The following is a 25,435-nucleotide window of genomic DNA, read 5'->3' as shown; positions in this document are numbered from 1 at the left end:
CCGCCGCTTCGCGGCGCTCGAGGGATGTTCCCGCCTTGGCCGTGATGGACACGCAACCCGCAACCGCTCTGCCGTCGAGCCTGATCGCGCGCCTGCGCGCGCTCGTTGCGCGCGGGCTTGGCGGCACCAGCGAGGCGTCGGTGACAAAGCGGCTCGCCGGCACGATTTTCATCATCCGCGTCGGCAGCGCGGCACTTGCCTATCTCGCGCAGATCCTGCTCGCGCGCTGGATGGGCGGCTCCGACTACGGCATCTACGTCTACGTCTGGACCTGGGTCCTGCTGCTCGGCAGCATGCTGGATTTTGGCATCGCGGCGTCGGCGCAGAAGATCATCCCGGAATACCGCGCCAGCGGCGACCTTGCGCTGCTGCGCGGTTTCCTCTCCGGCAGCCGCTGGCTGACGCTCGCCAGCTCCACGGTGGTGTCGCTGCTGCTGGCCGGCCTGGTCCGGTTGCTGTCACCCTGGATCGACGCCAACACGGTCCTGCCGCTCTACATCGGCTGCCTGACGCTGCCCCCCTTCGTCGTCGCCAACACCCAGGACGGCATAGCGCGCTCGCACGACTGGATGCAGCTCGGCCTGATGCCGCAATTCATCGTCCGGCAAGGGCTGATCATCGGCCTCACCGCCGGCGCGCTGGCGCTCGGCCTGCATCTCGGCGCCACCGTTGCGATGGCTGCGAGCGCGGCTGCGGTGTGGATCGCCGCGATCGGCCAGATGGTCGTGCTGAACCGCCGCCTCGCCGCCCACATCGAACCGGGCGAGAGGGCCTACGATGTCAGAGGCTGGCTCGCGGTCTCGCTGCCGATCCTTTTGGTCGAGAGCTTCTATCTGCTGCTGTCCTACACCGACGTGCTGATGCTGCAGCAATTCCGTTCCTCCGAGGAGGTCGGCGTCTACTTTGCCGTGGTGAAGACGCTGGCGCTGGTCTCCTTCATCCACTACGCGATGTCGGCAACGACGGCGCACCGCTTCGCCGAATACAATGCGCTCGGCGACAAGGACCGCCTGTCGGCCTATGTCGCGCACGCGATCAGCTGGACGTTCTGGCCGTCGCTGTTTGCAACCGTCGCGCTGCTGGCGTTCGGCAAGCCGCTGTTGTGGCTGTTCGGCCCGCATTTCGTGGTCGGTTACGACATCATGTTCGTCGCCGCGGTCGGGCTTTTGGTGCGCTCGGCGATCGGACCGGTCGAACGTCTCCTGAACATGCTCGGCCACCAACACATCTGCGCAACCGCCTATGCGGTGGCCTTTGTCATGAACGTCGGGCTGTGCATCGCACTGGTGCCGCGCTACGGCGGCATGGGCGCTGCGGCCGCGACCTCGCTGTCGCTGGCCTTCGAGACGGTCCTGCTGTTCTGGATCGTGCGCGAGCGGCTCGGGCTGCACGTGCTGGCGTTCGGGAAGTCACACCCGGCGCCATAGATTTTCCGGCAACCGCGACATATATTCTTTGCCATGACTACCGCCGAACTGAAGAAGCTGCTCGACCGCGTTCAATCCTGGCCCGAAGCGGCCCAGGATGAGCTTGTATCCATCGCAAATCAGATCGAAAGCGAACTGCGTGGCGACGAATATGTCGCGACACATGAGGAGCTGCGCATCATCGATGCCGCGATGACCTCCATCGATACCGGAAATGTCGCGACCGATGGCGAGATCGAAGCTGCGTTCGCGAAGTTTCGCCGGAAATGAAGCTCGTCTTTTCGCGGCAGGCGCTGGCTGATCTGGACGAGATTGCGACCTACTATTCAGTCAACGCGAGCCCGGCAGTTGCCGCGGCCATTGAACATCGTTTCCGAAGCGTCATCGACCGCATTTGCAAGGCCCCTGAGGCCGCTCCGCGCGTATCGGGCCGCGACACGGTCCGTGTGGTTACCGTCCTGCGTTATCCGTTCCGAATTTTCTATCGGGTTCGCGGCGACACAGTCGACATTCTGCACATCAGGCACACGTCGCGCGCGCCATTTTCGCCACCCGAAATCAACTAGGCGATCCTGATCGTTCCCAAGACGAGAGCCGGCCCTGATATTGATCAGAACCGGCTCCCGCCGCGCGTGCGCATGATACTCCGCGCCCAACCCGGCGGCGGGACGTTCGACGATGGCTACTCCGCGGTCCAGCCGCCGTCGATCGAGAGGTTGGCGCCGGTGATCTGGGCGGCCTCGTCGCCGCACAGGAACAGCGCCAAGGCTGCGACCTGCTCCGAGGTCACGAACTCCTTGGTCGGCTGCGCGGCGAGCAGCACGTCCTTGATCACCTGCTCCTTGGTCAGGTTGCGCGCCTTCATCGTCTCCGGAATCTGGTGCTCGACCAGCGGCGTCCAGACATAACCGGGGCTGATGCAGTTGCAGGTGATCTTGAACTGGGCAAGCTCGAGCGCAACCGTCTTGGTGAGGCCGGCGATGCCATGCTTGGCCGAGACATAGGCCGACTTGAACGGCGAAGCGACCAGCGAATGCGCGGACGCGGTGTTGATGATGCGGCCCCAGCCGCGCTTCTTCATGCCGGGCACCGCGGCGCGGATGCCGTAGAACGCCGACGACAGGTTGATCGCGATGATCGCTTCCCACTTCTCCGGCGGAAACTCCTCGATCGGCGAGACGAACTGGATGCCGGCGTTGTTGACGAGGATGTCGACCGAGCCGAAGGTCTTCTCGCCAAGCGCAACCATCTCGGCGATCTCGGCCGGCTTGGTCATGTCGGCCGGCGAATACACCGCCTTGACCTTGAAATCGGTCTCGATGCCGGAGCGCTCCTTCTCGATGTCGGCAGGCACGCCCATGCCGTTGAGGACGATGTTGGCGCCGGCGCCGGCGAAGGCGCGCGCATAGGCCAATCCGATGCCGCTGGTCGAGCCGGTCACAACGGCGGTCTTGCCTGTCAACGTACCCATTCTACTTCGCTCCTATTTGCTTTCGGGGGGCTTGGGGTCGTCCCCCGTGAGGTCGTAAGTCACCATGGTTTCCCCGGACTGCGGCCGTTCCAGCCATTCCTTGTGACGCATCGACAAGTGAACATCGCGAACGCCGGCGCCCCAGTGCTCGACCATCGCGAAATGGGAGAAGTCGTAGTCCTTGGAATTGGTCTCGTAGTTCTTGCTCTTGTAGATCAGGTGAACCACCGTGACGGTGTTCTCCTTCGACGCCTCGCGCAGCAATTCGACGGAGGGATCGTTCTTGAGATAGTCGGGCAGCTTGCCGATCAAGTCGCGCACGGCCATGCGCGCGTTGTGAATCTGCTTGTTCTTGTCGGTGTTCATCCGCGTGCGGCTGGAGTAGCGGATATCCTTCTCGCGCTCGGCGGCTTCCAGCAGCGTCTCCGGCAGCGCGCCGCGGGCGCTGAACAGGTCGACCTGGAAGATCAGCAGATCGCGCTTGGTCTCCTCGTCCAGCACGAAATCGAGCGGCGTGTTGGAGGCGATGCCGCCGTCCCAATAATGCTCGCCGTCGATGACGACGGAGGGAAAGCCGGGCGGCAGCGCGCCCGACGCCATGATGTGCTCGGGACCAATCTTCTTGCCGAGCTTCTTGAACTCGTAATTGTCGAAGTAGCGAAAATTGCCGGAGGTGACGCCGACCGCGCCGACCGACAGCCGCGTCTTCAGATCGTTGATGCGGTCGAAATCGACGAGGCGCTCGAGCGTCCTCTTCAGCGGCGCGGTGTCGTAATAGCTTTGCGCCTGCGGCATGCCGGGCGGCCACACCGGCGCCGGCGGAATGCGCGGGACGAAGAAGCCAGGCACGCCGAAGGTCGCGATCAGGGCGGCGCTGGTCTCGTTGAAGACCGAGCGGGCGCGGTCGCCGGAGACCACGGGATTCCAGGGCACCGGCGACGACACCATCTCCCAGAATTCCTTCAAGCGCGGCACACGCTTGCTCGGCTCGTTGCCGGCGATGATCGCGGCATTGATGGCGCCGATCGAGATGCCGGCGATCCATTCCGGCTCGAACCCTGCATGACAGAGCGCCTGGAAGGCGCCGGCCTGATAGGAGCCCAACGCACCGCCGCCTTGCAGGACCAGCACGCGCTGCGAGTTCGCAGGTACACAGGCTGGCGCGGAATCCGAGGTATCCATTCGTATCCGTTCGGTCAGGACATGAATTGGGGGCACCGTGGCGGCTGTTCGCTGCGGCGTCAATCAGCGAGATGATGGGTCAGATCACGCGGAGTTTATCGAATTCACGTTGCCGCAAGAATGAGCGTCCAGAACACCTTGTATTTGGTGTTTGGAGCATAGACGGCCGCGATGCCCATTTTTGTGACACCGCCCTTGAGCATGTTGGACCGGTGCGGCGGCGAATCGCGCCAGCCGGAAAACGCTTCCGCCAGCGTATGATAGCCGGCCGAGATGTTCTCGACCGCCGCCGTTGCGGGATAACCCCCGGCCTCCAGCCGCTTGCCAAGCGGAGCCTTGACGTCATGGTCCATCTTGTTGCGGACGGCCATCGCCTGCGACTGTTGCTCGGCAAGCTTCACCAGGTCCGGGTCCACCACCAGGGTGCCGAGACCATTGTTCTGGCGATACTGGGAAAACATGATCGCGGCCGCCTGCGTATCCAGAACGGCGCCCGGCTGAGCCATGTTCATATACATGGCCGGTTGATCCGGGATTTTGGTGTCCGCGGCGCAGCCGGCAAGCACCAGAAGCCCGAAAAGGGCGACCATCGTCCGTTTCACTGAAAAACCCCCAAGGTTGGCCTGCCGTTGTTGCATACCAACCGTGGCTGAATGGTGAACAGGGAGGAAATTTTGGGGCGGCCCATCAAACGGTAGCCCGGATGGAGCGAAGCGAAATCCGGGATCAGCCTTGGCCCCTTGGTGCGGTCTCCCCGGATTGCGCTTCGCTCCATCCGGGCTACGCGGGCCCTTACTCCTAGGCCGCGAAGATCCGGTAGCGGCGGGGCTGCAGCGAGACGATCTCGCCGGCCTGGAGTTCGCGGTCGCGGGGGGCGTCGATCTCGATCACGGTCTTGCCCTCGCCGGCCGACAGCGCAACCTCGGCGCGCTGGATCGGGCCGAACGAGCGGACATGGCGGACCGCGCCTTCCAGCGAGCCGGTGCCGGCGGGCCCGATCGCCATGTCATGGCGCCGCACGAACAGCTTGGACGCGCCGGACGCGGCGCCGAGCGCCGCAATGTTCAGCGGACGACCGTCGAGCTGCACGGCGTCGCCACTGACATCGACCGGCAGCACGATGGATTCGCCGATGAAGCCGTGCACGAAGGCGGTCGCCGGATTGTCGTAGACCTCACCGGGCGTGCCGACCTGCTCGATCCTGCCCTTGTCCATCACCACTACGCGGTTGGCGACTTCGAGCGCCTCCTCCTGGTCGTGGGTGACGAAGATCGAGGTGACGTGGATCTCGTTGTGCAGCGAACGCAGCCATTGCCGCAATTCCTTCCGCACCTTCGCATCGAGCGCACCGAAGGGCTCGTCGAGCAGCAGGATGCGCGGCTCGATCGCGAGCGCACGCGCCAGCGCGATGCGCTGCCGCTGGCCACCGGACAACTGGCTCGGATAGCGGTTGGCGAGCCAGTCGAGTTGCACGAGATCGAGCAGCTCCTTGACGCGGGCGCGGATCGTTGCCTCGTCCTTGCGGATCGCGCGCGGCTGCACGCGCAGGCCGAAGGCGACGTTCTCGAACACGGTCATGTGGCGGAACAGCGCGTAGTGCTGGAACACGAAGCCGACCTGGCGCTCGCTCGCGCCGCGCGTCAGCGCATTTTCGCCGTCGATCGACACGTCGCCGGTGTCAGGCCAGTCGAGGCCGGCGATGATCCGAAGCAGCGTCGTCTTGCCGGAGCCGGAGGGGCCGAGCAGCGCCAAAAGCTCGCCGTCGGCGACCTTGAGATCGACATTGTCGAGCGCGGCAAAGCTGCCGAACTTCTTGACGATATTCCTGACTTCAATCGCCATCGCTCACCTGTGCTTCATCGTCCAGACGCCGTTCGAGGATGGTCTTCGCCACCAGCGTGATCAGCGCCAGCATGGCGAGCAGCGACGCGATCGCAAACGACGATACGAACTGATATTCGTTGTAGAGAATCTCGACCAGCAGCGGCATCGTGTTGGTCTCGCCGCGGACATGGCCGGAGACGACCGACACCGCGCCGAACTCGCCCATCGCGCGCGCATTGCAGAGCAGCACGCCGTAGAGCAGGCCCCATTTGATATTGGGCAGCGTGACGCGGAAGAAGGTCTGCAGGCCGGAGGCGCCGAGCGAGATCGCCGCCTCCTCCTCCTGCGTACCCTGCTCCTGCATCAAGGGGATCAGCGCGCGCGCCACGAAGGGGAAGGTGACGAAGATGGTCGCGAGCGCAATGCCGGGCACCGCGAACAGGATGTGGACATTGTGCGCCTGCAGCCACGGGCCGAAGAAGCCCTGCGCGCCGAACAGGAGCACGAAGACGAGGCCCGAGATCACGGGAGAGACCGAGAACGGCAGATCGATCAGCGTGATCAGGAATGTCTTGCCGGAAAACTCGAACTTCGAGATTGCCCAGGCCGCGATCACCCCGAACACCAGATTCAACGTGACCGAGATCGCGGCGACCAAAAGCGTCAGCTTGATCGCGGCGAGCGCCTCCGGCTCGGCCAGCGCCGAGAAATAGGCGCCTATGCCCTTCGAGAAGGAAGAGGCAAACACAACGACCAGCGGCAGCACGACGAAGACCGTGAGGAAGGTCACCGCCAGCGCGATTATGACGAAGCGCACCGGCCCCGGCTCGGTGCGCGGGTTCCTTCTCGCCGGAAGCGGCAGCGGATGCGCGGCCTCCTTGCGGGTCGCCGGCGTGGCGACGCTGACATCGGCCGCGGGCGCATAGGTCCGCAGCTGCGTCGTCGAGGTCGCCAGTCCTGATTGCACCGACATTGCCTGCACCCTCAATGCACGGGAATGCGGGCTTGCGCCCAGTGCTGCAGGCGATTGATCAGGAAGATGATCAGGAACGAAGCCACCAGCATCACGACCGCGATTGCGGTGGCATCGGCATAGCGGAATTCGGACAGCCGGATCACGATCAACAGCGGCGCAATCTCCGAGACGTTCGGCAGATTGCCGGCGATGAAGATCACCGAGCCGTATTCACCGATGGCGCGCGCGAAGGCGAGCGCAAACCCGGTGAGCAGCGCCGGGATCAGGCTCGGCAGAATGACGCGGAACACGGTGTGCCAGCGGTTGGCGCCGAGGCTCGCGGCTGCTTCCTCGATCTCCGGGTCGAGATCGATCAGCACCGGCTGCACCGTGCGCACGACAAAGGGAATGCCGATGAAGATCATCGCGATGAAGATCCCGATCGGCGTGAACGCGACCTTGATGCCGAGTTCGGCGAGCGGCGCACCAAGCCAGCCCTTTTGCGCAAACAGCTGCGTCAGCGCGACGCCGGCGACCGCGGTCGGCAGCGCGAAGGGAACGTCGACGATGGCATCGAACAGCCGGCGGCCGGGAAAGCGGTAGCGCACCAGCGCCCAGACGATGATCGTGCCCATCACCAGATTGACCAGCGCCGCCGCAAAGGAGAGACCGAAGGAAATCTTCAGCGCATTCAGCGTGCGGCGGCTGGTGACGATGCCCCAGAATAGGTCGAGGCTGAGCTCGAAGGTCTTGAGGAACAGGCCGGCCAGCGGAATCAGGATGATGACGGAGAGCCAGGTCAGGGTCAGCCCCATGGTGAGACCGAACCCCGGCAAGGTGCTCCGCCGTGCAACCGCTGTGCTCACAAATCCCCCTGCTCTCGCGTTCGGCCAACCCTTCGATCAGTTCTTGTAGATCTGATCGAAGATGCCGCCCTCGGCGAAGTGATCCTTCTGCGCCTCGGTCCAGCCACCGAAAACGTCGTCGATAGTGAAAAGTTCAACCTTGGCGAAGGATTTTTCGTACTCCTTGGCGATCTCGGGATCGCGCGGGCGATAGGAGTTGCGCGCGGCGATCTCCTGACCTTCCCTGGTGTACCAATACTTCAAGTAGGCTTCGGCGACGGCGCGCGTGCCCTTTTTGTCGGCAACCTTGTCGACGATTGCGAGCGGCGGCTCGGCTAGGATCGACAGCGGTGGCGACACGATCTCGAACTTGTCCTTGCCGAATTCGCGTTGCGCCAGAAAGGCTTCATTCTCCCAAGCGAGCAGCACGTCGCCGACGCCGCGCTCGACGAAGGTGACCGTCGAGCCGCGCGCGCCGGTATCGAGCACCGGCACATTCTGGTAGAGATCGGCGACGAACTTCTTCGCCTTGTCCGCCGAACCGAACTTCTTCTGCGCATAGCCCCAGGCGGCAAGATAGTTCCAGCGCGCGCCGCCCGAAGTCTTCGGGTTCGGCGTGATGACGGCGACACCAGGTTTAATCAAATCGTCCCAATCCTTGATACCCTTGGGATTGCCCTTGCGCACCAGGAACACGATCGTCGAGGTATAGGGCGAGGCATTCAACGGCAGCCGCTTCTGCCAGTCGGCAGCGATCAAGCCCTTGCCCGCGATCGCGTCGATGTCGTAGGCGAGCGCCAGCGTGACGACATCGGCCTGCAGCCCGTCGATCACGGCGCGCGCCTGCGAGCCGGAGCCGCCATGCGACTGCTTGATCTCGACGCTCTTGCCGGTTTCCTTCTGATAGGCGGCTGCGAACGCCTTGTTGAAATCAACATAGAGCTCGCGGGTCGGATCGTAGGACACGTTGAGCAGCGAGTAATCGGCAGCGAAAGCCGAGCTTGCCCACAACAGCCCCGCGACGAGCGGCAGGATACGACGGACCATTTCAATCTCCATTCCACCTGATCGATGAGATCAGGGAACACGCAAGACATAACTCGCGGTGAAGTGGTCTTGAGTCAACGAAACCGCATTTCATTGTTTGCGGCGGCGCAGCGGCATTGTGCTACGAAGTCTTGATGGTGTGGATGCCGCATTCTGTCTTCGCCTGGCCACGCCAACGGCCAGCGCGTGCATCTTCGCCGGATATGGCCCGGCTGCTGCAAGGCATACACCCAACCGACAGATAACCCGATGCGACAAGTGGATGCGGCGGCAGCTTGCCGAGCTTGTAGATCGCCTCGATGTCCTCGCGCGAGACATTGGCGAAGGGATTGAACTTCAGCCGTGCACCGTCGTCCTCGACGACGGGAATATCGGCGCGGGCACCGCCCTGGAAGCGCTTGCGGCCGTTGATCCAGGCCGAGAAAGGCTTCAATGCGCGCGCCAGCGGCTCCACTTTGCGGATGCGGCAGCAAGCGTCGGGATCGGAGAACCACAGCTCGCGGTCGGAATCCTCGCGCGACAGCGTTTCCTCAAGCGGCTTGATCGAACGCACGTCGGTGAGGCCGAGCGTCTCGATCAGCGTGTCGCGATAGGCGAGCGTCTCCTCGAACAGCCAGCCGGTGTCGAGGAAGATCACCGGGATCGCGGGATCGACGTCCGCCATCACCTTGAGCAGCGCGGCCGATTCCGTACCGAACGACGACACCAGTGCGAGCCGCTCGCGGCCGACCGTCTTCAGCGCGGTCGCGATCACTTCGGCGGGCGAGGCGGCGCGCAGCGCGCGATCGAGGACGTCAGCAGGAGGCAACGCGTCCGACTGCGATAGCGACAACTCTGGTGCAAGCATGCTCACTGACCGGCGCTCTCCGAATGGCGCAACTGCATGCGCCGGTTGAGCGCGGTGACGCGACCGTCGCCGGTCGGCTGATAGAACACCGAATAGCGCGTCATGGTGTCGGCGAAAGCGTCCGCATCGGCATCCTTCTTCACCTCGAAGGCGTCGAAGCCGGCGCGTGTCATGAACACGAACTGGTCGCGCAGCACCTGGCCGGTGGCCCGCAATTCGCGGTCATAGCCGTGGCGCTCGCGCAGGAGACGCGCCTGGCTGTAGGCGCGGCCATCACGGAACGTCGGGAACACCAGCGCGACCGCCGCAAGCCGATCGAGATACGGCACGAGATCGTCGAGATCACGATTGTTCGGCCAGATCACGCCGACCTTGCCCGGGCGCCGCAGCAGCGCCTCGGGATCGGCGAGAAAGCGCTCGGCCGGAACCAGGACCGCGCCGTCGCCTGGCAGCTCCGCGCCGTCGGCGACATGGACGAACAGATCGTTGGTAATTCTTGCGTTCTTAACGAGTGGCATAGACCCGCTCCCTGAAAGGTTCGACACCGAGGCGCTTCACCGTATCGACGAACAGCTCCTCGGGACGGTCGCGCAGCGCGAGATAGGCTTCGACAATGTCTTCGATCACATCGGCGACTTCCGCATAGGGAACGGCCGGGCCGATCAGAGTGCCCATCTGCGCGTTCTCGTCGGCGCGGCCGCCGATCGTGATCTGGTAGAATTCCTCGCCGTTCTTCTCGACGCCAAGGATGCCGATATGGCCGACATGGTGATGGCCGCAGGCATTGATGCAGCCGGAGATGTTGATGTGCAGGCGACCGATCAGGTCGGCGGTGTCGTGATTGGCGAAACGCCGCGTCAGCTCCTGCGCGATCGGAATCGAGCGCGCATTCGCCAGCGAGCAGTAGTCCAGTCCCGGGCAGGCGATGATGTCGGTGACGAGATTGACGTTCGGCGTCGCGAGCCCGATGCGGTCGAGCGCCTTGAACAGCGCCGGCAGATCGCGCTTGGCGACGTGCGGCAGCGCGAGGTTCTGCTCATGGCCGACGCGGATTTCGCCGAACGAATATTTGTCGGCGAGATCGGCGACGGTATCCATCTGCTCGGCCGTGGCGTCGCCGGGCGGGCCACCGACCGGCTTCAGCGACAGCGTCACGATCGAATAGCCCTGCACCTTGTGCGGCGACACCGAATTCTTGCGCCAACGCTCGAACAGCGGATCATGCGCGGCCTGCTTCAGCTCGTCCGGCATGTGCGGCAGCTTTTCGTAGGCCGGATAGGAGAAGCGCGAACGGACCTCCTCGATGGCGGCATGATCGAGCGTCAGCCCGACGTCGCCCATCTGCTTCCATTCCTCCTCGACCTCCTTCGCGAACTTCTCGATGCCGAGCTCGTGCACCAGGATCTTGATGCGCGCCTTGTAGATGTTGTCGCGGCGGCCGTACTGGTTGTAGACGCGCAGGATCGCCTCGACATAGCTCAGGATGTCGCGGCCGTGCACGAACGGCTTGATGGTCTTGGCGATGAACGGCGTGCGGCCGAGGCCGCCGCCGACCAGGACTTCGAAGCCGGTTTCGCCGTCGGCGTTCTTGTGCAGGCGCAGGCCGATGTCGTGGATCTTGATCGCGGCACGATCGTGCTCGGAGGCCGTGATCGCGATCTTGAACTTGCGCGGCAGGAACGAGAATTCCGGATGCAGCGTGGTGTGCTGGCGGAGCAGCTCCGACCAGATGCGGGGATCCTCGATCTCGCCCGGCGCGACGCCGGCCCACTGGTCCGAGGTCACGTTGCGCATGTTGTTGCCAGAGGTCTGCATCGCGTGGATGCCGACATCGGCGAGATCGGCCAGCGCATCCGGCAATTCGGCGAGCTTGATCCAGTTGAACTGGATGTTCTGCCGCGTGGTGAAGTGGCCGTAGCCGCGGTCATAGCGGCGCGCGACGTGGGCAAGCCGGCGCAACTGCTTCGACGACAGCGTGCCGTAGGGGATCGCGACGCGAAACATGTAGGCGTGCAATTGCAGGTACACGCCGTTCTGCAGCCGCAGGATCTTGAATTCGTCCTCGGTGAGCTCGCCCGAAAGGCGGCGCTTCACCTGGTCGCGGAATTCCGAAACACGCTCGTTGATCAGCGTGCGGTCGAGTTCGTCATATGCATACATGATTGATGAACCTTACGCCGGCACGCGGAGATCGATGGTGACGCCCTTGGCGCGGATATGTTCGCGGAGATTGCCGGGCTTGATCTTGCCGCCGTCATTGACTTCGACCGGCGCGATATAGGCGCCGACCGCGCCGACATCGTCGGCAACGCCTTCGGCGAGCAGCGCGCGCGCATCATCCGACGTGCTCACGATCGCCGCATCGGACAGCTCGGTGGACCAGCCCTGTTGCGCGGTGCGGTACACCACGGCGCCATCCCAGGTGCGGTTGGCGGTGACCATCGACGGGCCCGTGATTCTGATTTTCTTCTGTTCAAGCGGAGAGGTCATTGGGCAGCTTCCAGCAGGTCCGAGATCACTTGGTTGAGGTTGGATTGGCGCCACGGCGCGGAATGCGCGACGACGTCGCCAATGATAAGGACGGCGGGACCGCCACCGATTTTCTTGACCAGGTCGGGCAGCCGCTCGAGCGTGCCGACGGCGGCCTGAGCATCCGGCCGCGTTACGCGCGCGAACACGCCGACCGGCGTCTCCGGCGAGCGTCCCGCGGCGAGCAGGCCGGCGCGGATCGACGGCGCCGCGGTCATGCCCATGTAGACGACGACCGTCATCTTCTTGTCGGTGAGCACGGACCCGTCGACCGTCTCGGCGTCCCGCGCCTTGTGCGCGGTCAGGAAGGTGATGCGCAGCGCCTCGTGACGATAGGTCAGCGGCGCTTCGAACTGCGCAGCCGCACCAAGGCCTGCCGTGATGCCGGGGATGATCGTGTAGGCGACGCCGGCGGCGCGCAGCACCTCGATCTCCTCGCCGCCACGGCCGAAGATGAAGGGATCGCCGCCCTTCAGCCGCACCGCGCGCTGGCCGGATTTGGCGGCCTCGATCATCAGTTTGTTGGTGGCATCCTGGCCGATGCCTGGCTTGCCGACGCGACGGCCGACCGGGATGCGTGCGGCATCCCGGCGGGCGCGATCCAGAACCTCCGGCGACACCAGCTCGTCGTAGAACACGACATCGGCGTCCTGCAGCGCGCGCAGCGCCTTCACGGTCAACAAATCCGGGTCGCCCGGACCGGCGCCAACCAGCGTCACATGACCTTCCGACTTGCCCGCTATGTTCGCACCGGCGAATGCGGCGTGATCCGCAATGTCGGCGAGCGCCTTCTCGGCTTCGTCCTTGCGGCCGGCCAGCACCAGCGCGCCGATCGGACCATCGACGATGCGCTCCCAGAAACGGCGGCGCAGCGGAAACTCGGGAATGCGTTCGTGGATCGATTTGCGGAAACGTCCGATGAAGCCTGCGAGATCGCCGATGCGCGCCGGCAGCACCGCCTCGATGCGCTCGCGGACACGGCGTGCCACGACCGGGGAAGCGCCACCGGTGCCGACGGCGACCACGACGTCGCCGCGATCGACGATGGCGGGAACGATGAAGGTCGAATGCGCGAGGTCATCCATCACATTGATGGGCAGGCCGACCGCCTTGGCACGCGCCGACATCGCGACGCCGACGTCGCCCGCGCCGGCGCAGAGAACTGCAATGATGCCTTTCAGGTCGGCCGCGAGCGGATCGCCCTCGGCGCGCTCGACGCGCGCGGCATCGTCGGGCGCAAGACCGGCGACGTCATGATGGCCGTCGGTCGCATACCAGCGAACTTGCGCTCCGGCCGCCGCGAGCAGGCGCAGCTTGGCCCGCGCGAGCTCGCCAGCTCCCACAAGCAGCACCTTGCCGCTTTGCAGATCCAAAAATACGGGCAGATATCGCATCAAGCACTCGCTTCCCCAACTTCGGGGTTGACTGAAATTATTTTCTATTTATCTCTCGATCAAGGCCGGCAAAGAGAAAATTATTTCTTCTCTATTGCGGCGCAACTTTAGAATTTCCGCCTCCAGAGTCCAAGGGCCGGTAGATGCATCTTCTCAACAACGAATCCGCCAGGGACGGGTTGTCGTCCGCAGTCTTCAACTCAGCCCGCAACCAAGCATCATCCGTGCCGAAAATTTTGCCCGACCAGGGGCTGTCGGCGCCCTCGATGGATCACCTCGACGAGCTCGAGGCGCAGAGCATCTACATTTTGCGTGAAGCCTTCGCGCGATTGAAGAAGCTCGCGCTGCTCTGGTCGCTCGGCAAGGACTCCAATGTGATGATCTGGCTGGCGCGGAAAGCGTTCTTCGGCCGCGTCCCGTTCCCGGCGCTGCATGTCGACACCGGCAAGAAGTTTCCGGAGATGTATGCGTTTCGCGATCGCTTCGGCACGGAATGGGATCTCGACCTGCGCGTCGAGCCCTGCCCGCCGATCGACAGCGTCGACCCGACCCTGCCGCCGGCGGCGCGCTCCGCCGCGCGCAAGACCGAGGGTCTCAAGCTTGCGTTGAACAAATTCGGCTTCGACGGCTTGATCGCCGGCATCCGCCGCGATGAAGAGGCAACGCGCGCCAAGGAGCGGGTGTTCTCGCCGCGCGGGCTCGAGGGCGAATGGGACGTGCGCGACCAGCCGCCGGAATTCTGGGATCACTTCAACGCCTCACCGCCGCAAGGCGCTCATCTGCGCATCCATCCGATCCTGCATTGGACCGAGGCCGACATCTGGGCCTACACCAAGCGCGAGAACATTCCGATCATCCCGCTCTATTTGACCAAGGACGGCAAGCGCTACCGCTCGCTGGGCGACGCCGACATCACCTTCCCGGTCGCCTCGACCGCGTCGAACATCGACGAAATCCTCACCGAGCTCGACGGCACCAAGGTGCCGGAGCGCGCCGGTCGCGCGCTCGATCACGAGACCGAGGATGCGTTCGAGCGGCTGCGTGTCGCCGGCTATCTCTGATCCACCCTCGTTGTCTCTGATTTCCGATCCCTGATCCAAACTTGGCGTGAGCGTTCCGATGAACATGATCCTTCCCACTGCCTCGATCTCGGCAACGCCCAACGGCACGACGCGGCCGCAGGTGCGCATCGTCATCGTCGGCCACGTCGATCACGGCAAGTCCACGCTGGTCGGCCGCCTGCTGCACGAGACCGGCAGCCTGCCGGACGGCAAGCTGGAGATGCTGAAGGCGGTGAGCGCACGGCGCGGCATGCCGTTCGAATGGTCGTTCCTGCTCGACGCGCTGCAGACCGAGCGCGACCAGGGCATCACCATCGACACCACACAAATCCGCTTCCGCACCCGTTCGCGCGACGTCGTGCTGATCGACGCGCCCGGCCACGCCGAATTCCTGCGCAACATGATCACCGGCGCCTCGCAAGCCGACGGCGCCGTGCTGATCATCGACGCGCTCGAGGGCGTGCGCGACCAGACGCGGCGGCACGGCTATCTCCTGCATCTGCTCGGCGTGAAGCAGGTCGCGGTCGTCGTCAACAAGATGGACCGCGTCGATTTCAGCGCCGATCGCTTCAAGGAGATCAGCGACGAGATTTCGGCGCATCTGACCGGCCTCGGCGTGACGCCGTCGGCGGTGATCCCGATCTCGGCGCGCGACGGCGACGGCGTTGCCGAGCACACGCCGCGGATCAGTTGGTACAAGGGGCCGAGCGTCGTCGAGGCGCTCGATGCACTGGAGCCGGCACGGCCGCTGGCACAGCTTCCGCTGCGGCTGCCGGTGCAGGCGATCTACAAATTCGACGACCGCCGCATCGTCGCGGGACGCATCGAGTCCGGCGGACTGAAGGCCGGCGACGAGATCGTGATCATGCCGACCGGCAAGATCGCCAGGATCAAGACCGTCGAGAGCTGGCCGGTGACGCCGCTCGACGGCCCGCAGACCGCGGGACGTTCGGTCGGCATCACGCTGGACCGCGAGCTGTTCATCGAGCGCGGCGACGTCATCGGTCACATCGGGCAAAGCCCGCGCGACACCCGCCGCATCCGCGCGCGGATCTTCTGGCTGCACGACAAGCCGCTGACCAAGGGCGAGCAGATCCTGATCCGGCTCGGCACGAGGGAAAGCCGCGCCACCGTGGTCGCAATCGAGAAGGCGATCGATCCCGGCGCGCTGTCCAACGAGGAGAACAAGGCGATCGCGCGCAACCATGTCGGCGAGATCGACATCTCGCTGGCGCAGCCGGTCGCGACCGATCCCTACACCGAGAATCCGCGCACCGGGCGCCTGGTGATCGAGGTCAACGGCCGCATCGCCGGCGGTGGCCTCGTGCTGTCGGTCGATGCCGGCCAGCGCGCGGTGCCCGTCGATATCGTGCCGGTCGAGTCCGCGCTGCGGCCCGACGAGCGCTCGGCACGCTATCGCCACAACGGCGCGGTGGTCTGGCTGACCGGCCTGCCCGGCTCCGGCAAGTCGACGCTGGCACGCGCGCTGGAGCGGCGGCTGTTCGGCATCGGCGGCTCGCCGATCCTGCTCGACGGCGACACCCTGCGCGCCGGCCTCAACAATGATCTCGGCTTCTCGCCGCAGGACCGCAGCGAGAACATCCGCCGGCTCGCCGAAGTCGCGACCCATCTCGCGCGCAACGGCCACATCGCAATCGTCGCCGCGGTCTCGCCATCGGCCGCCGACCGCGCCGCCGCGCGCCGCATTGCCGACAGCGCGTTCCGCGAGGTCTATGTCGCAACCCCTGCCGAGGTCTGCGAGACCCGCGACCCGAAGGGCCACTACGCCAAGGCCCGCGCCGGTAGCTTGCCGTCCTTCACCGGCATCACCAACGATTACCAGCCGCCGACGAGCAGCGAGCTCACGATCGACACCTCGACCCGCCCGGTCGCCGATGCCGCCGACGAGATCGAACGGATGCTGGCGAAGACCGGCGTGCTGTTCGACGAGCTGGTCGATCTCGCGGCTAACATCTAGGCCGGTTTTCACCCCCCGATCGATCTCGGAGATGGCCCCCTCAGGGGGCCTTCTCAGAGCTGTAAGTTTAGGGCTAAAAGGGCCGTGAACGCGGCCCTTTGGCGCATTTTTTGCTGCTTTCGGCCGAAAACAGCCTCTAAACGCCCGATTCTTTCGAGAAAGCCCATCATGACTCGTGTCGATGCCCACGGATTGAAGATCGCCCCTGTCCTGTTCGATTTCATCGCCAAGGAGGCGGCCCCCAAAACCGGGATTGCTCCCGACGCATTCTGGGCCGGACTGGCCGCCATCATCCAGAAGCTCGGGCCGCGGAATCGCGAGCTGCTCGCGGTCCGCGACACACTGCAGGCCAGGATCGACGACTGGCATCGCGCCCACAAGGGCAAGGCGTTCGACATCAACGCCTACACCGCCTTCCTGAAGGAGATCGGTTATCTTCTGCCGGAGCCCGCCACCCACAAGGTCGAGACCGCCAATGTCGACGACGAGATCGGCAAGATCTGCGGCCCGCAGCTGGTGGTGCCTCTCACCAACGCCCGCTACGCGCTGAATGCGGCGAATGCGCGCTGGGGCTCGCTCTACGACGCCTTCTACGGCACCGACGCGATCCCGCATGACCCGAGCGAGACCGGCCGCGGCTACAACAAGGCGCGTGGCGACAAGGTGATCGCCAAGGCGAAGGCCTTCCTTGATTCCGCGGCGCCGCTCGCGACCGCAAGCCACACCGACGTCGTTTCCTACAGCGTGATCGCGGGTCAGCTCTCGGCCAAGCTGAAGAGCGGCAACGCCACCGCGCTCAAGGACGGCGCGCAGTTCGCCGGCTATCAGGGCGATGCGGCCGCGCCCAGCGCGATCCTGCTGGTCAACAACGGCATGCATGTCGAGATCAAGATCGACCGCAACAACGTCATCGGCAAGGACGACCCGGCGGGTGTCGCCGACATGATTCTGGAATCGGCGGTCTCCACCATTCTCGACATGGAAGACTCGGTCGCCGCCGTCGATGCCGAGGACAAGGTGCTGGTCTATCGCAACACACTCGGCCTGATGAACGGCACGCTGTCGGCCGATTTCGAGAAGGGCGGCAAGACCATGACCCGCTCGCTCAACGCCGACCGGGTCTACAAGACGCCTGATGGCGGCGAGCTCAAGCTGCACGGCCGCAGCCTGCTCCTGATGCGCAATGTCGGCCACCACATGTTCACCGACGCCGTGCTCGATGCGAAGGGCGAGGAGATTCCCGAAGGCCTGCTGGACGCGGCGGTCGCGGGCCTGCTCGCGATCCACGACCTCAAGGGCAATTCGAAGGTCAAGAACAGCCGCACCGGCTCGGCCTACATCGTCAAGCCGAAGATGCACGGTCCCGACGAGGTGACGCTGACCTGTGATCTGTTCGCCGAGGTCGAGAAGCTGCTCGGACTGCCGGAGAACACACTGAAGGTCGGCATCATGGACGAGGAGCGCCGCACCACGGTCAACCTCAAGGCCTGCATCCAGCGCGCCTCGAAGCGCATCATGTTCATCAACACCGGCTTCCTCGACCGCACCGGCGACGAGATCCATACCTCGATGGAAGCAGGTCCGATGATCCGCAAGAACGACATGAAGGCGCAGCCCTGGATCAAGGCCTATGAGGACTGGAACGTCGACACCGGCCTCGTCGACGGCCTGCCCGGCCACGCCCAGATCGGCAAGGGCATGTGGGCCGCGCCCGACAAGATGGCGGACATGCTGGCGCAGAAGCTCGCACATCCGCAGGCCGGCGCCACCACCGCCTGGGTGCCGTCGCCGACCGCGGCCACGCTGCACGCCCTGCACTATCACCAGGTCAACGTAACAGCCCGCCAGCAGGAGCTCGCCAAGGGCGGCCCGCGCGCCAAGCTCTCCGACATCCTCACGATCCCGGTCTCCAAGTCGAACTGGGCGCCCGACGACGTGAAGCAGGAGATCGACAACAACTGCCAGGGCATTTTGGGCTACGTCGTGCGCTGGATCGACCAGGGCGTCGGCTGCTCCAAGGTCCCCGACATCCACGATGTCGGCCTGATGGAAGATCGCGCCACCCTGCGCATCTCGAGCCAGCATCTGGCGAACTGGCTGGAGCACGGCGTCGTCAGCAAGGACCAGGTGATGGAATCGCTGAAGCGCATGGCCGTCGTCGTCGACAAGCAGAACGCCGGCGATCCGCTCTACAAGCCAATGGCCCCGTTGTTCGATGGCGTCGCCTTCCAGGCCGCATGCGACCTCGTCTTCAAGGGCCGCACGCAGCCGAACGGCTACACCGAATACATCCTCACCGCGCGCCGCCGCGAAGCGAAGGCCGCGGGCTGATCTGAGGAAAGCGCGACGATACGAAAGCCCCCGGCGCAACGTCGGGGCTTTTTTGTTGCGCCACGCGCAGCTCAGAACACGGCCTTAGCGAGCTCACGCCGAGCACGGTCACTACCGCGCCCAGAAAGCGTTGAACGTACGTTCCCTTCAACGTGCAGACGGTAGCCCCGCTCCTCCGCAATCCACGGTCATCAGAAAAGCGCAAGGAATTCAAATGGTTCAGTAGTACTACGACCGTGAAACTGTCGAAGTGTTTACCCTTCTTGTCCCAAATGGCGACAGCTTTGGGGGAAGCACGATGCTCAATCGCCTGACCGTATCCGCGCTGCTGAAGACCGTCATCCTTGTCACCTCGTTCTGCGTGGTGATGGCGATTTCGCTGAATGCCTGGGAGTCCTGGGAACGCCTGCAGGTCGCAAGCCGCATCTCCGTCATCGCGGACGCCTCCGCCAGCCTGTTCAAGGCGATGCACAATCTGCGCACCGACCGCTCGACGACGAGCCGCCTCCTGAACTCCGATGCGCCGATCGAAGCGGACATCGAGAAATACCTGCGCAACATCCGCGACACCGAGATGCCGGCGATGGCCAATGCGCTCGCCGTGCTCGGCACCTTCGATTTCGCGCAACAGAAGGCGCTCGTGCCCGAGCTCGACCGCCGGTTCAAGACGGCGAGTGCGCAGCAGAGCGAGTTCTGGGACGCGATGGGCAAGCCGAAGGCCTCGCGCCGCCCGACGCTCGCCAAGGACTACACCGACACGGTGAATGCCCTTCTCGACAACATGGACAAGCTGTCCGGCGTGCTCGCCGCCGACGTCAATCACAAGGACGCCACGATCGACCAGCTGCTTGCGATCAAGCAGATCGCCTGGCTGTTGCGCAACACCGCCGGCGAAGCATCGCTGATCGTCTCGACCGGGCTGAACAGCGGCAAGATGACGGCTGACATCAAGGGCAACTACGCCAGGTTCCTCGGCGGCATCGATGCCGCATGGAATGCGATGGAGTTGACCACCAGGGGCATGCAGCTGCCGCCGGCGCTGTCGAACGCGATGGCTGCGAACAAGACCGCCTACTTCGACCCGCAATATGTCGCGCTGCGCGATCGGCTCGTGAACGCGCTGGTCACCGGCGAGAAGCCGGAGCTGACGACAAACCAGTGGACGCCGGTCACCGTCGGACGCCTCGGCGCCGCGGTCGGCGTCGCCGAAGCGGCGCTCGATGCCGCCAAGGCGCACGCCGCCGGTCAGTACGCCACGGCGCTGCATACCCTGATCATGCAGGTTGGCCTGCTCGCCGCCGCGATCGGCCTGACCGTCGGCGCGATGCTCCTGGTCGGCCGCCGCGTCATCGCGCCGCTGCATACGATGCGCGACGCCATGCTGAAGGTCGCAGCCGGCGACCTCTCGGTCGATACCGGCTATGCCGCGCGCGGCGACGAGATCGGTGCGCTGGCGGGCGCGCTGGAGACCTTCAAGCAACAGGCGGAGGAGAAGGTCCGGATCGAGGCGCAGGAGCGCGAACGCAACGCCGGAGCCGCGGCGCGCCAGCTCGCGATCGAGGGTTATGTCGGCGAGTTCGAGGGCCTGGTGCGCCAGACGCTCGGCCAGCTTGGCGACGCCTCCGGCCAGATGCGCAGCACCTCGACCGGTCTGTCGACGGTGTCGCGCCAGACCAACGAACGCGTCCAGGTCGCCGAGAAGGCGTCGGGCGAGGCCTCGATGAGCGTCGAGACTGTCGCGGCTGCAGCCGAGGAGCTCTCTGCCTCGATCAACGACATCAGCCAGCAGGCCGCGCACGCCGCCGGCATCGCTAGCCGCGCGGTGGACCAGGCCCGCGAGACCGACGGCACCGTGCAGGGGCTTGCCGCATCCGCCGGGCGCATCGGCGAGGTGGTCGGCCTGATCAACAGCATCGCCGCGCAGACCAACCTGCTCGCGCTGAACGCGACCATCGAGGCCGCGCGCGCCGGCGACGCCGGCCGCGGCTTTGCGGTGGTGGCCTCCGAGGTCAAATCGCTGGCGAGCCAGACCGCGAAGGCGACCGAGGATATCTCCGAGCAGATCGCCGACATCCAGAAGGTGGCGGGCGAAGCGATCGACGCCATCAAGGGCATCGGCAGCATCATCGGCGAGGTCAACGAGGTCGCAACCGCCATCGCCGCCGCCGTGCAGGAACAGGGCGCCGCGACCCAGGAGATCACGCGGAGCACGCAGTTCGCGGCGCAGGGCACCAAGAACGTCTCCGAGAACATCACCGGCGTGAAGCTCGACGCCGATGCGTCGGCCGCAGCCGCCGAGGACGTCAAGCGCGCCTCCGAGACGCTGGAGACCCAGAGCCAGCAGCTCGGCCATCAGGTCACCCAGTTCTTGGGCAAGATCCGCGCCGCCTGATCGGGGTCTACTCCCGCGCCACCACGGGCGGACGCTGGTACTTGGCGCGGATGCGCTCGGGCACCGGGGTGAAGTTCAACGACGCGCCGCGGCGATCGGGACCGCGGCCGACCGCCATCAGCCCGTTCTCGCCGGCCACGATGTCTCCCTTGCGCAGCGTCGGATCGTCCTCGATCTTGATCGAGGCAAGCCCGACCGGATCCTTGCCGTTACAGGTGCAGCCCGCGACGAGTTCGCTGCGATAGCGGAAGGCATTCGGCAGCTCCGAATAGGCCTCACCGTTCTCGGTCACGGCATTGTCGATGCCGCTGCCGTACACAATCTCGGTCTCGCTCGCCGGACAGAAGCTGTTGCAGGATTCTGCCTTGCTCTGGTTGCCGGACGTCGAGATCGGAAAATAGCGCCCATCGCAGGTGCGCACGCAATAGGCCTGGCCGCCGCCATAGCGCGGACGCACGACCTGCGGCATCACCGGCGCATTGCCGTCGTCGAACGGCATCCGGATCACCGGCGGGCGGCCCCGGACCAGATTGCCGAACAGCTCAGAGAAGAAATCCTGGGCCTGCGCGGCGGGCGCGAGCGAGAGGCAGAGCAGAGCCGCCGTCCCGAGCACCCACCGTTTCCTTTCACGCTTCACCATGCACTTTCCTTCAGTACAGTGACGACATCGAGATGTTCGTCGCCTGGCGGCCCGAGGGCAGCATCATCGCGGCCGGGCGCGGTTGCACCGGCGCGGGACGGACCGAAACCTGCGTCGTCGTATTGAGCTCGCGCGCGGCGAGGTGCGGCGCGCCCTTCGCAAGCACCACCACCCTGGTGCCGACATCACGCGGCCGAACAGGTCGCTGACGTCCTCATTGGTGAGGCGGATGCAGCCCGACGACACGAATTTGCCGATCGTCGTGGGATCGTTGGTGCCGTGGATGCGGTACTCGCTGGTGCCGAGATACATCGCCCGCGCGCCGAGCGGATTGCCCGGCCCGCCGGCCATGAAGCGCGGCAGATAGGGCTGGCGCCTGATCATCTCGGCCGGCGGATGCCAATCCGGCCACTCCGCCTTGCGGCTGATGCTCTGCACGCCGGACCAGGTGAACCCCTCGCGGCCGACGCCGACGCCGTAACGGATCGCACGGCCCTGGCCGAGCACGTAGTAAAGCGTCGTGTTGCCGGTATCGATGATGATGGTGCCGGGCGCTTCCGTCATGTTGAGCGCGACGACGGCGCGGCGCAGCCGCTCCGGCATGGTGCCGGGGTCGCTGAGCACCTCGTCGGTCGGAAACGCGCTCGCCTGGCTCGCGGCATAGCCGAGCACGCGCGTGCCGACTTGCGCGTTGGCAGAGCCGGCGACCGCGAACGGCGCGACGAACAGGATGCCGACGACGGCAAAGGCGCGGCCTGCGCGCAACGACGATCGGCGGCTGGATCCGGATAGAGACTGCTGTGTCATGTGCTGCCCCTGTAATGAACGCGCATCGTGACGATGCTCTGCCTCAGCAAACGCGGAGCGCCATCGGCCGGTTCCGCCGCGAATCGTCGCAAGGCTGCGACTGTCAACCCGCACGCCCTCACAACCCCGCGATGGAACCAGTCCGCCCCTCCGCCGTTGACGGAGGACAATTTGGCGCGCGGGGCGACTTCGCGGGCGTATGTTGGCCCGTGATCGGGCCGGAGATTCGTTGTGCGTGTCCTTCCCAGTGACCGTGTGGTCGCGACCGCGCCCGAAGGCGCGCCAGTCCCCGACAGCAAGGTTGAACTGCCCCCGGCCATCCGGCGCACCGAGGTCATGGCCTTCGCGCTGGTCGGCCTTCTCGTGATTACCGTCGTCGCGGTACTCTACGTCGCGAAAGCGTTCTTCCTTCCGATCACGATGGCCTTCATCGTCGGCACCATGCTGTCGCCGGCGGCAAGCTTCCTGGAGCGCCACCGAATTCCTCGCCCGCTCGGCGCCGTCCTGATCGTGGCCGCGGTCGGCGCCGGCGCCGTCTTCATGGTCGGCCTGATCTCCTCGCCGGTGATGGAATGGCGTTCGAAGCTTCCCGAGCTCGGCGCGATGCTGAAGGAGAAGCTGCATGTGTTCGATCGGCCGCTGGCACTCTGGCACGAGCTGCAGAGCATGGTCGGCGGCTCCGACATGCTGACATCGTTTCAGATACCGAAATTCGAGTGGGTGCAGCCGACGTTGGAATTCCTGTCGCCGACCTTCGCCGAATTCCTGCTGTTCGTCGTCACCCTGATCCTGTTCATTGCGAGCTGGCGGGATCTGCGCCGCACGCTGGTCATGACCTTCCGCGACCGTGCTGCACGAATTCGCATGCTGCGGATCATCAACGAGATCGAGGAGCATCTCGGCAAGTACCTGCTCACGGTGACGACGATCAATGTCGGCGTCGGCATCGTCACCGGCACGATTTGCGTGATAACGGGCATGCCCAATCCTGCCGGGCTCGGCGCGCTTGCCGCGACGTTGAACTTCATTCCGATCATCGGCCCGGTCGCCACGTTCACAGTGCTGGCGATCATCGGTGTCATTGTCTTTCCGACCATCGTCGGCGGACTGATCACAGCGGCCTGTTTTACCGGGCTCTCTTTCATGGAAGGGTATTTCATTACACCGACCATCATCGGGCGCCGGCTCGCGCTGAATGCGCTGGCGGTCTTCCTGTCGCTCGCATTCTGGACCTGGCTGTGGGGTCCGATCGGCGCGTTCCTGTCGTCGCCGCTCCTGATCGTGGCGCTGATCGTCAAGGAGCATTTGATGCCGGTCAATTCGCCGCAGCTCCCCGAGGAATAACGTCCGCTTGCACGGAGGAACTTCGGCAACAGCCGAACGTTTTCCCCTCAGCACAGATTTCTCCGGGAGCTTTCGATGTCGGGTACGGACAGCACATTTGGAATCAAGAACATGGCCGACAAGGCGACCTATGAGCGTCTCGAGAAGGATGTCACCGCCGTGAAGGACGATATCGCCGCCCTCGCCCGACAGCTCAGCGACGCGCTCAACTCGCTGGCCGGCAGCGCGGGCAAGCAGGCGCGCCGCCGCTACGACGAAGCGCGCGCCAACGCCGAGACCGCAATGGACGACGTGTCGGTGCGCGGCAGCGCGATGCTGGGTACCGCCAAGGAAGCGGCGTCCTCGATCGAGGACACGCTGGAAGACGTGATCACGCAGCGGCCGCTCGCGACCGTCGGCCTGGCGCTCGGCCTCGGCTTCCTGATCGGCGTCACCTGGCGCCGGTAGCAGGCGATCTGTCCAACCGATGAGGCCAGCAATGGCGGTCATACGCAAACCAGCCTTGTGGGCGAGATGGCAACGCTGGCGGGCTGCCGCGAATTTTGTCGACGCTCTCTTCAAGGCAAGGCATGTCCATGCTTCAGCGCCTGATCGATGACATCAAGCGGTCGGCCGGCGGCGCGCTGCAACTGACGTCGCTGGCCGGCGCAGTGGCGATCGCACTGTTCATCGCCGCCGCCTTCCTGTGCGCGGCCGCCTTCGTGTTCGTGCTGCAGAACTACGGCCTGGTGCAGGCATGTCTTGCGGGCGCCGCGCTCTTCTTCGTGATCACCCTGATCGCCGTGGCCTGCTACGCGGTGCGCAAGCGCGAGCTGCAGCGGCAGGCCGAGCAAGCCGCGAAGGCGCGCGCCGCCGCCACATCCTTGCTGGCCGACCCCGTCGTGATCGCCACCGGGTTGCAGATCGTCCGAGCGATCGGCGTCAAGCGGCTGCTCCCGATCCTGGCCGTCGGCGGCATCGCGCTCGGCCTGATGGCAAGCCGCAGTGCCGCGAGTGACAACGCCGAGGCCGCGGAGTAGGCCACGTTGTCGTCCTGCGAAAGCCAGGACCCACGTTTCCCCGCTCAATGTGTTTTGCGTCACTATCAGTCCCGTCATCCCCGCGCAAAGGCTCCGCCTTTGTCGCTGGAGGTGCGAGCCTTGCGGCGCACTTGCGCCGCTGGGCGAGCCTCGAAGGATGCGCGGCCCGGCTGGTGGCCGTGCATCCTTCGAGACGCGCGCAAGAGCGCGCTCCTCCAGCGACAACGGCGAAGCCGTTGCGCGGGGATGACGGGATTGGCTGATTCAAATGAGCGATGAGGATATGAATTCGCGTTCTCGCGGCGCGATGCGTCCGAGGTTTGCGACACTTTACACCCCCCC

Annotated in this window: 23 protein-coding genes and 1 pseudogene; 10 read left to right on the top strand and 14 right to left on the bottom strand. The window is 65.0% G+C overall.

All coding sequences use genetic code 11. The features are described from left to right. Nucleotides 1-44: 44 nt before the first annotated feature. The 3 genes from ACFFWD_RS45115 to ACFFWD_RS45105 are packed head-to-tail and all read left to right on the top strand — an operon-like array spanning nucleotide 45 to nucleotide 1,993. Nucleotides 45-1,427 carry a lipopolysaccharide biosynthesis protein gene (locus ACFFWD_RS45115; RefSeq protein ID WP_376975996.1) on the top strand — a complete coding sequence of 461 codons (1,383 nt, stop codon included), beginning with the start codon at nucleotides 45-47 and terminating at the stop codon, nucleotides 1,425-1,427. 33 nt (nucleotides 1,428-1,460) lie between these two features. Beyond that, complete coding sequence (locus ACFFWD_RS45110) at nucleotides 1,461-1,697, top strand: hypothetical protein (RefSeq protein WP_376975935.1); 237 nt, start codon at nucleotides 1,461-1,463, stop codon at nucleotides 1,695-1,697. Then, entirely contained in the window at nucleotides 1,694-1,993 is a 300-nt protein-coding gene (locus tag ACFFWD_RS45105; RefSeq protein WP_376975933.1) for a type II toxin-antitoxin system RelE/ParE family toxin, read from the top strand. The genes ACFFWD_RS45110 and ACFFWD_RS45105 overlap by 4 nt, the downstream gene beginning before the upstream one ends. A 116-nt stretch (nucleotides 1,994-2,109) precedes the next feature. Here the strand turns inward: ACFFWD_RS45105 and ACFFWD_RS45100 are convergent, their stop codons facing one another. From ACFFWD_RS45100 to cysG, 12 genes are all read right to left on the bottom strand, one after another. Continuing rightward, nucleotides 2,110-2,898 carry a 3-hydroxybutyrate dehydrogenase gene (locus tag ACFFWD_RS45100; RefSeq protein WP_376975931.1) on the bottom strand — a complete coding sequence of 263 codons (789 nt, stop codon included), beginning with the start codon at nucleotides 2,896-2,898 and terminating at the stop codon, nucleotides 2,110-2,112. A gap of 12 nt (nucleotides 2,899-2,910) precedes the next feature. Next, entirely contained in the window at nucleotides 2,911-4,080 is a 1,170-nt protein-coding gene (locus ACFFWD_RS45095) for a DUF3734 domain-containing protein (RefSeq protein ID WP_376975930.1), read from the bottom strand. Between the two features lie 104 nt (nucleotides 4,081-4,184). Further along, nucleotides 4,185-4,670: a CAP domain-containing protein gene (locus ACFFWD_RS45090; protein WP_376975928.1), complete on the bottom strand. Its 486-nt coding sequence runs from the start codon at nucleotides 4,668-4,670 to the stop codon at nucleotides 4,185-4,187. Nucleotides 4,671-4,878: 208 nt separating this feature from the next. Continuing rightward, entirely contained in the window at nucleotides 4,879-5,922 is a 1,044-nt protein-coding gene (locus tag ACFFWD_RS45085) for a sulfate/molybdate ABC transporter ATP-binding protein (protein ID WP_376975927.1), read from the bottom strand. Further along, nucleotides 5,912-6,877 (bottom strand): sulfate ABC transporter permease subunit CysW, encoded by a 966-nt coding sequence (gene cysW, locus ACFFWD_RS45080; protein ID WP_376975926.1) that lies wholly within the window; start codon nucleotides 6,875-6,877, stop codon nucleotides 5,912-5,914. Before cysW ends, ACFFWD_RS45085 begins: the two co-directional genes overlap by 11 nt. An 11-nt stretch (nucleotides 6,878-6,888) precedes the next feature. Beyond that, nucleotides 6,889-7,695 (bottom strand): sulfate ABC transporter permease subunit CysT, encoded by an 807-nt coding sequence (gene cysT / locus ACFFWD_RS45075; protein WP_376975995.1) that lies wholly within the window; start codon nucleotides 7,693-7,695, stop codon nucleotides 6,889-6,891. 66 nt (nucleotides 7,696-7,761) lie between these two features. Beyond that, nucleotides 7,762-8,763, bottom strand: a complete 1,002-nt coding sequence (locus tag ACFFWD_RS45070; protein WP_376975925.1) for a sulfate ABC transporter substrate-binding protein — start codon at nucleotides 8,761-8,763, stop codon at nucleotides 7,762-7,764. A gap of 109 nt (nucleotides 8,764-8,872) precedes the next feature. Further along, nucleotides 8,873-9,598 carry a phosphoadenylyl-sulfate reductase gene (locus ACFFWD_RS45065; RefSeq protein ID WP_376975994.1) on the bottom strand — a complete coding sequence of 242 codons (726 nt, stop codon included), beginning with the start codon at nucleotides 9,596-9,598 and terminating at the stop codon, nucleotides 8,873-8,875. A 2-nt stretch (nucleotides 9,599-9,600) separates the two neighbouring features. Beyond that, a complete protein-coding gene (locus ACFFWD_RS45060; RefSeq protein ID WP_376975924.1) occupies nucleotides 9,601-10,116 on the bottom strand; it encodes a DUF934 domain-containing protein in 516 nt (171 codons plus the stop codon). Beyond that, on the bottom strand, nucleotides 10,103-11,758 hold the full coding sequence (locus tag ACFFWD_RS45055; RefSeq protein WP_376975922.1) for a nitrite/sulfite reductase: 1,656 nt from the start codon (nucleotides 11,756-11,758) through the stop codon (nucleotides 10,103-10,105). The genes ACFFWD_RS45060 and ACFFWD_RS45055 overlap by 14 nt, the downstream gene beginning before the upstream one ends. Before the next feature lie 12 nt (nucleotides 11,759-11,770). Further along, the gene (locus ACFFWD_RS45050; RefSeq protein ID WP_376975921.1) at nucleotides 11,771-12,088 is read right to left on the bottom strand and encodes a DUF2849 domain-containing protein; all 318 of its coding nucleotides are present in this window, start codon (nucleotides 12,086-12,088) and stop codon (nucleotides 11,771-11,773) included. Next, the gene (cysG, locus tag ACFFWD_RS45045; protein WP_376975920.1) at nucleotides 12,085-13,521 is read right to left on the bottom strand and encodes a siroheme synthase CysG; all 1,437 of its coding nucleotides are present in this window, start codon (nucleotides 13,519-13,521) and stop codon (nucleotides 12,085-12,087) included. The genes ACFFWD_RS45050 and cysG overlap by 4 nt, the downstream gene beginning before the upstream one ends. Nucleotides 13,522-13,787: 266 nt before the next feature. Between cysG and cysD the strand changes: the two genes are divergently transcribed. The 4 genes from cysD (at nucleotide 13,788) to ACFFWD_RS45025 (ending at nucleotide 21,283) form a co-directional block, all read left to right on the top strand. Next, entirely contained in the window at nucleotides 13,788-14,582 is a 795-nt protein-coding gene (cysD, locus tag ACFFWD_RS45040; protein WP_376975993.1) for a sulfate adenylyltransferase subunit CysD, read from the top strand. Between the two features lie 58 nt (nucleotides 14,583-14,640). Beyond that, the gene (cysC, locus tag ACFFWD_RS45035) at nucleotides 14,641-16,560 is read left to right on the top strand and encodes an adenylyl-sulfate kinase (protein WP_376975919.1); all 1,920 of its coding nucleotides are present in this window, start codon (nucleotides 14,641-14,643) and stop codon (nucleotides 16,558-16,560) included. A gap of 168 nt (nucleotides 16,561-16,728) precedes the next feature. Beyond that, nucleotides 16,729-18,891 carry a malate synthase G gene (locus tag ACFFWD_RS45030; RefSeq protein ID WP_376975918.1) on the top strand — a complete coding sequence of 721 codons (2,163 nt, stop codon included), beginning with the start codon at nucleotides 16,729-16,731 and terminating at the stop codon, nucleotides 18,889-18,891. 298 nt (nucleotides 18,892-19,189) lie between these two features. Next, nucleotides 19,190-21,283: a methyl-accepting chemotaxis protein gene (locus tag ACFFWD_RS45025; protein ID WP_376975917.1), complete on the top strand. Its 2,094-nt coding sequence runs from the start codon at nucleotides 19,190-19,192 to the stop codon at nucleotides 21,281-21,283. Nucleotides 21,284-21,290: 7 nt separating this feature from the next. Here the strand turns inward: ACFFWD_RS45025 and ACFFWD_RS45020 are convergent, their stop codons facing one another. Then, nucleotides 21,291-21,923 (bottom strand): DUF2865 domain-containing protein, encoded by a 633-nt coding sequence (locus ACFFWD_RS45020; protein WP_376975916.1) that lies wholly within the window; start codon nucleotides 21,921-21,923, stop codon nucleotides 21,291-21,293. A gap of 10 nt (nucleotides 21,924-21,933) precedes the next feature. After that, nucleotides 21,934-22,730: pseudogene (locus ACFFWD_RS45015) on the bottom strand (L,D-transpeptidase). Between the two features lie 231 nt (nucleotides 22,731-22,961). On the opposite strand from ACFFWD_RS45015, the gene ACFFWD_RS45010 reads away from it, so the two are divergent. The 3 genes from ACFFWD_RS45010 to ACFFWD_RS45000 all read left to right on the top strand — a co-directional run bounded on the left by ACFFWD_RS45010 (nucleotide 22,962) and on the right by ACFFWD_RS45000 (nucleotide 25,093). Continuing rightward, complete coding sequence (locus ACFFWD_RS45010; RefSeq protein WP_376975915.1) at nucleotides 22,962-24,074, top strand: AI-2E family transporter; 1,113 nt, start codon at nucleotides 22,962-22,964, stop codon at nucleotides 24,072-24,074. Nucleotides 24,075-24,149: 75 nt separating this feature from the next. Further along, a complete protein-coding gene (locus ACFFWD_RS45005; RefSeq protein WP_376975913.1) occupies nucleotides 24,150-24,521 on the top strand; it encodes an ElaB/YgaM/YqjD family protein in 372 nt (123 codons plus the stop codon). Between the two features lie 128 nt (nucleotides 24,522-24,649). Further along, complete coding sequence (locus ACFFWD_RS45000; RefSeq protein ID WP_376975992.1) at nucleotides 24,650-25,093, top strand: hypothetical protein; 444 nt, start codon at nucleotides 24,650-24,652, stop codon at nucleotides 25,091-25,093. Nucleotides 25,094-25,435: the final 342 nt, after the last annotated feature.

Origin of the sequence: Bradyrhizobium erythrophlei (assembly GCF_042430365.1) — a bacterium.
GTDB lineage: Bacteria > Pseudomonadota > Alphaproteobacteria > Rhizobiales > Xanthobacteraceae > Bradyrhizobium > Bradyrhizobium erythrophlei.
Note: the sequence above shows the minus strand (reverse complement) of the source record. Positions and strands in the feature narration are given on the sequence as shown.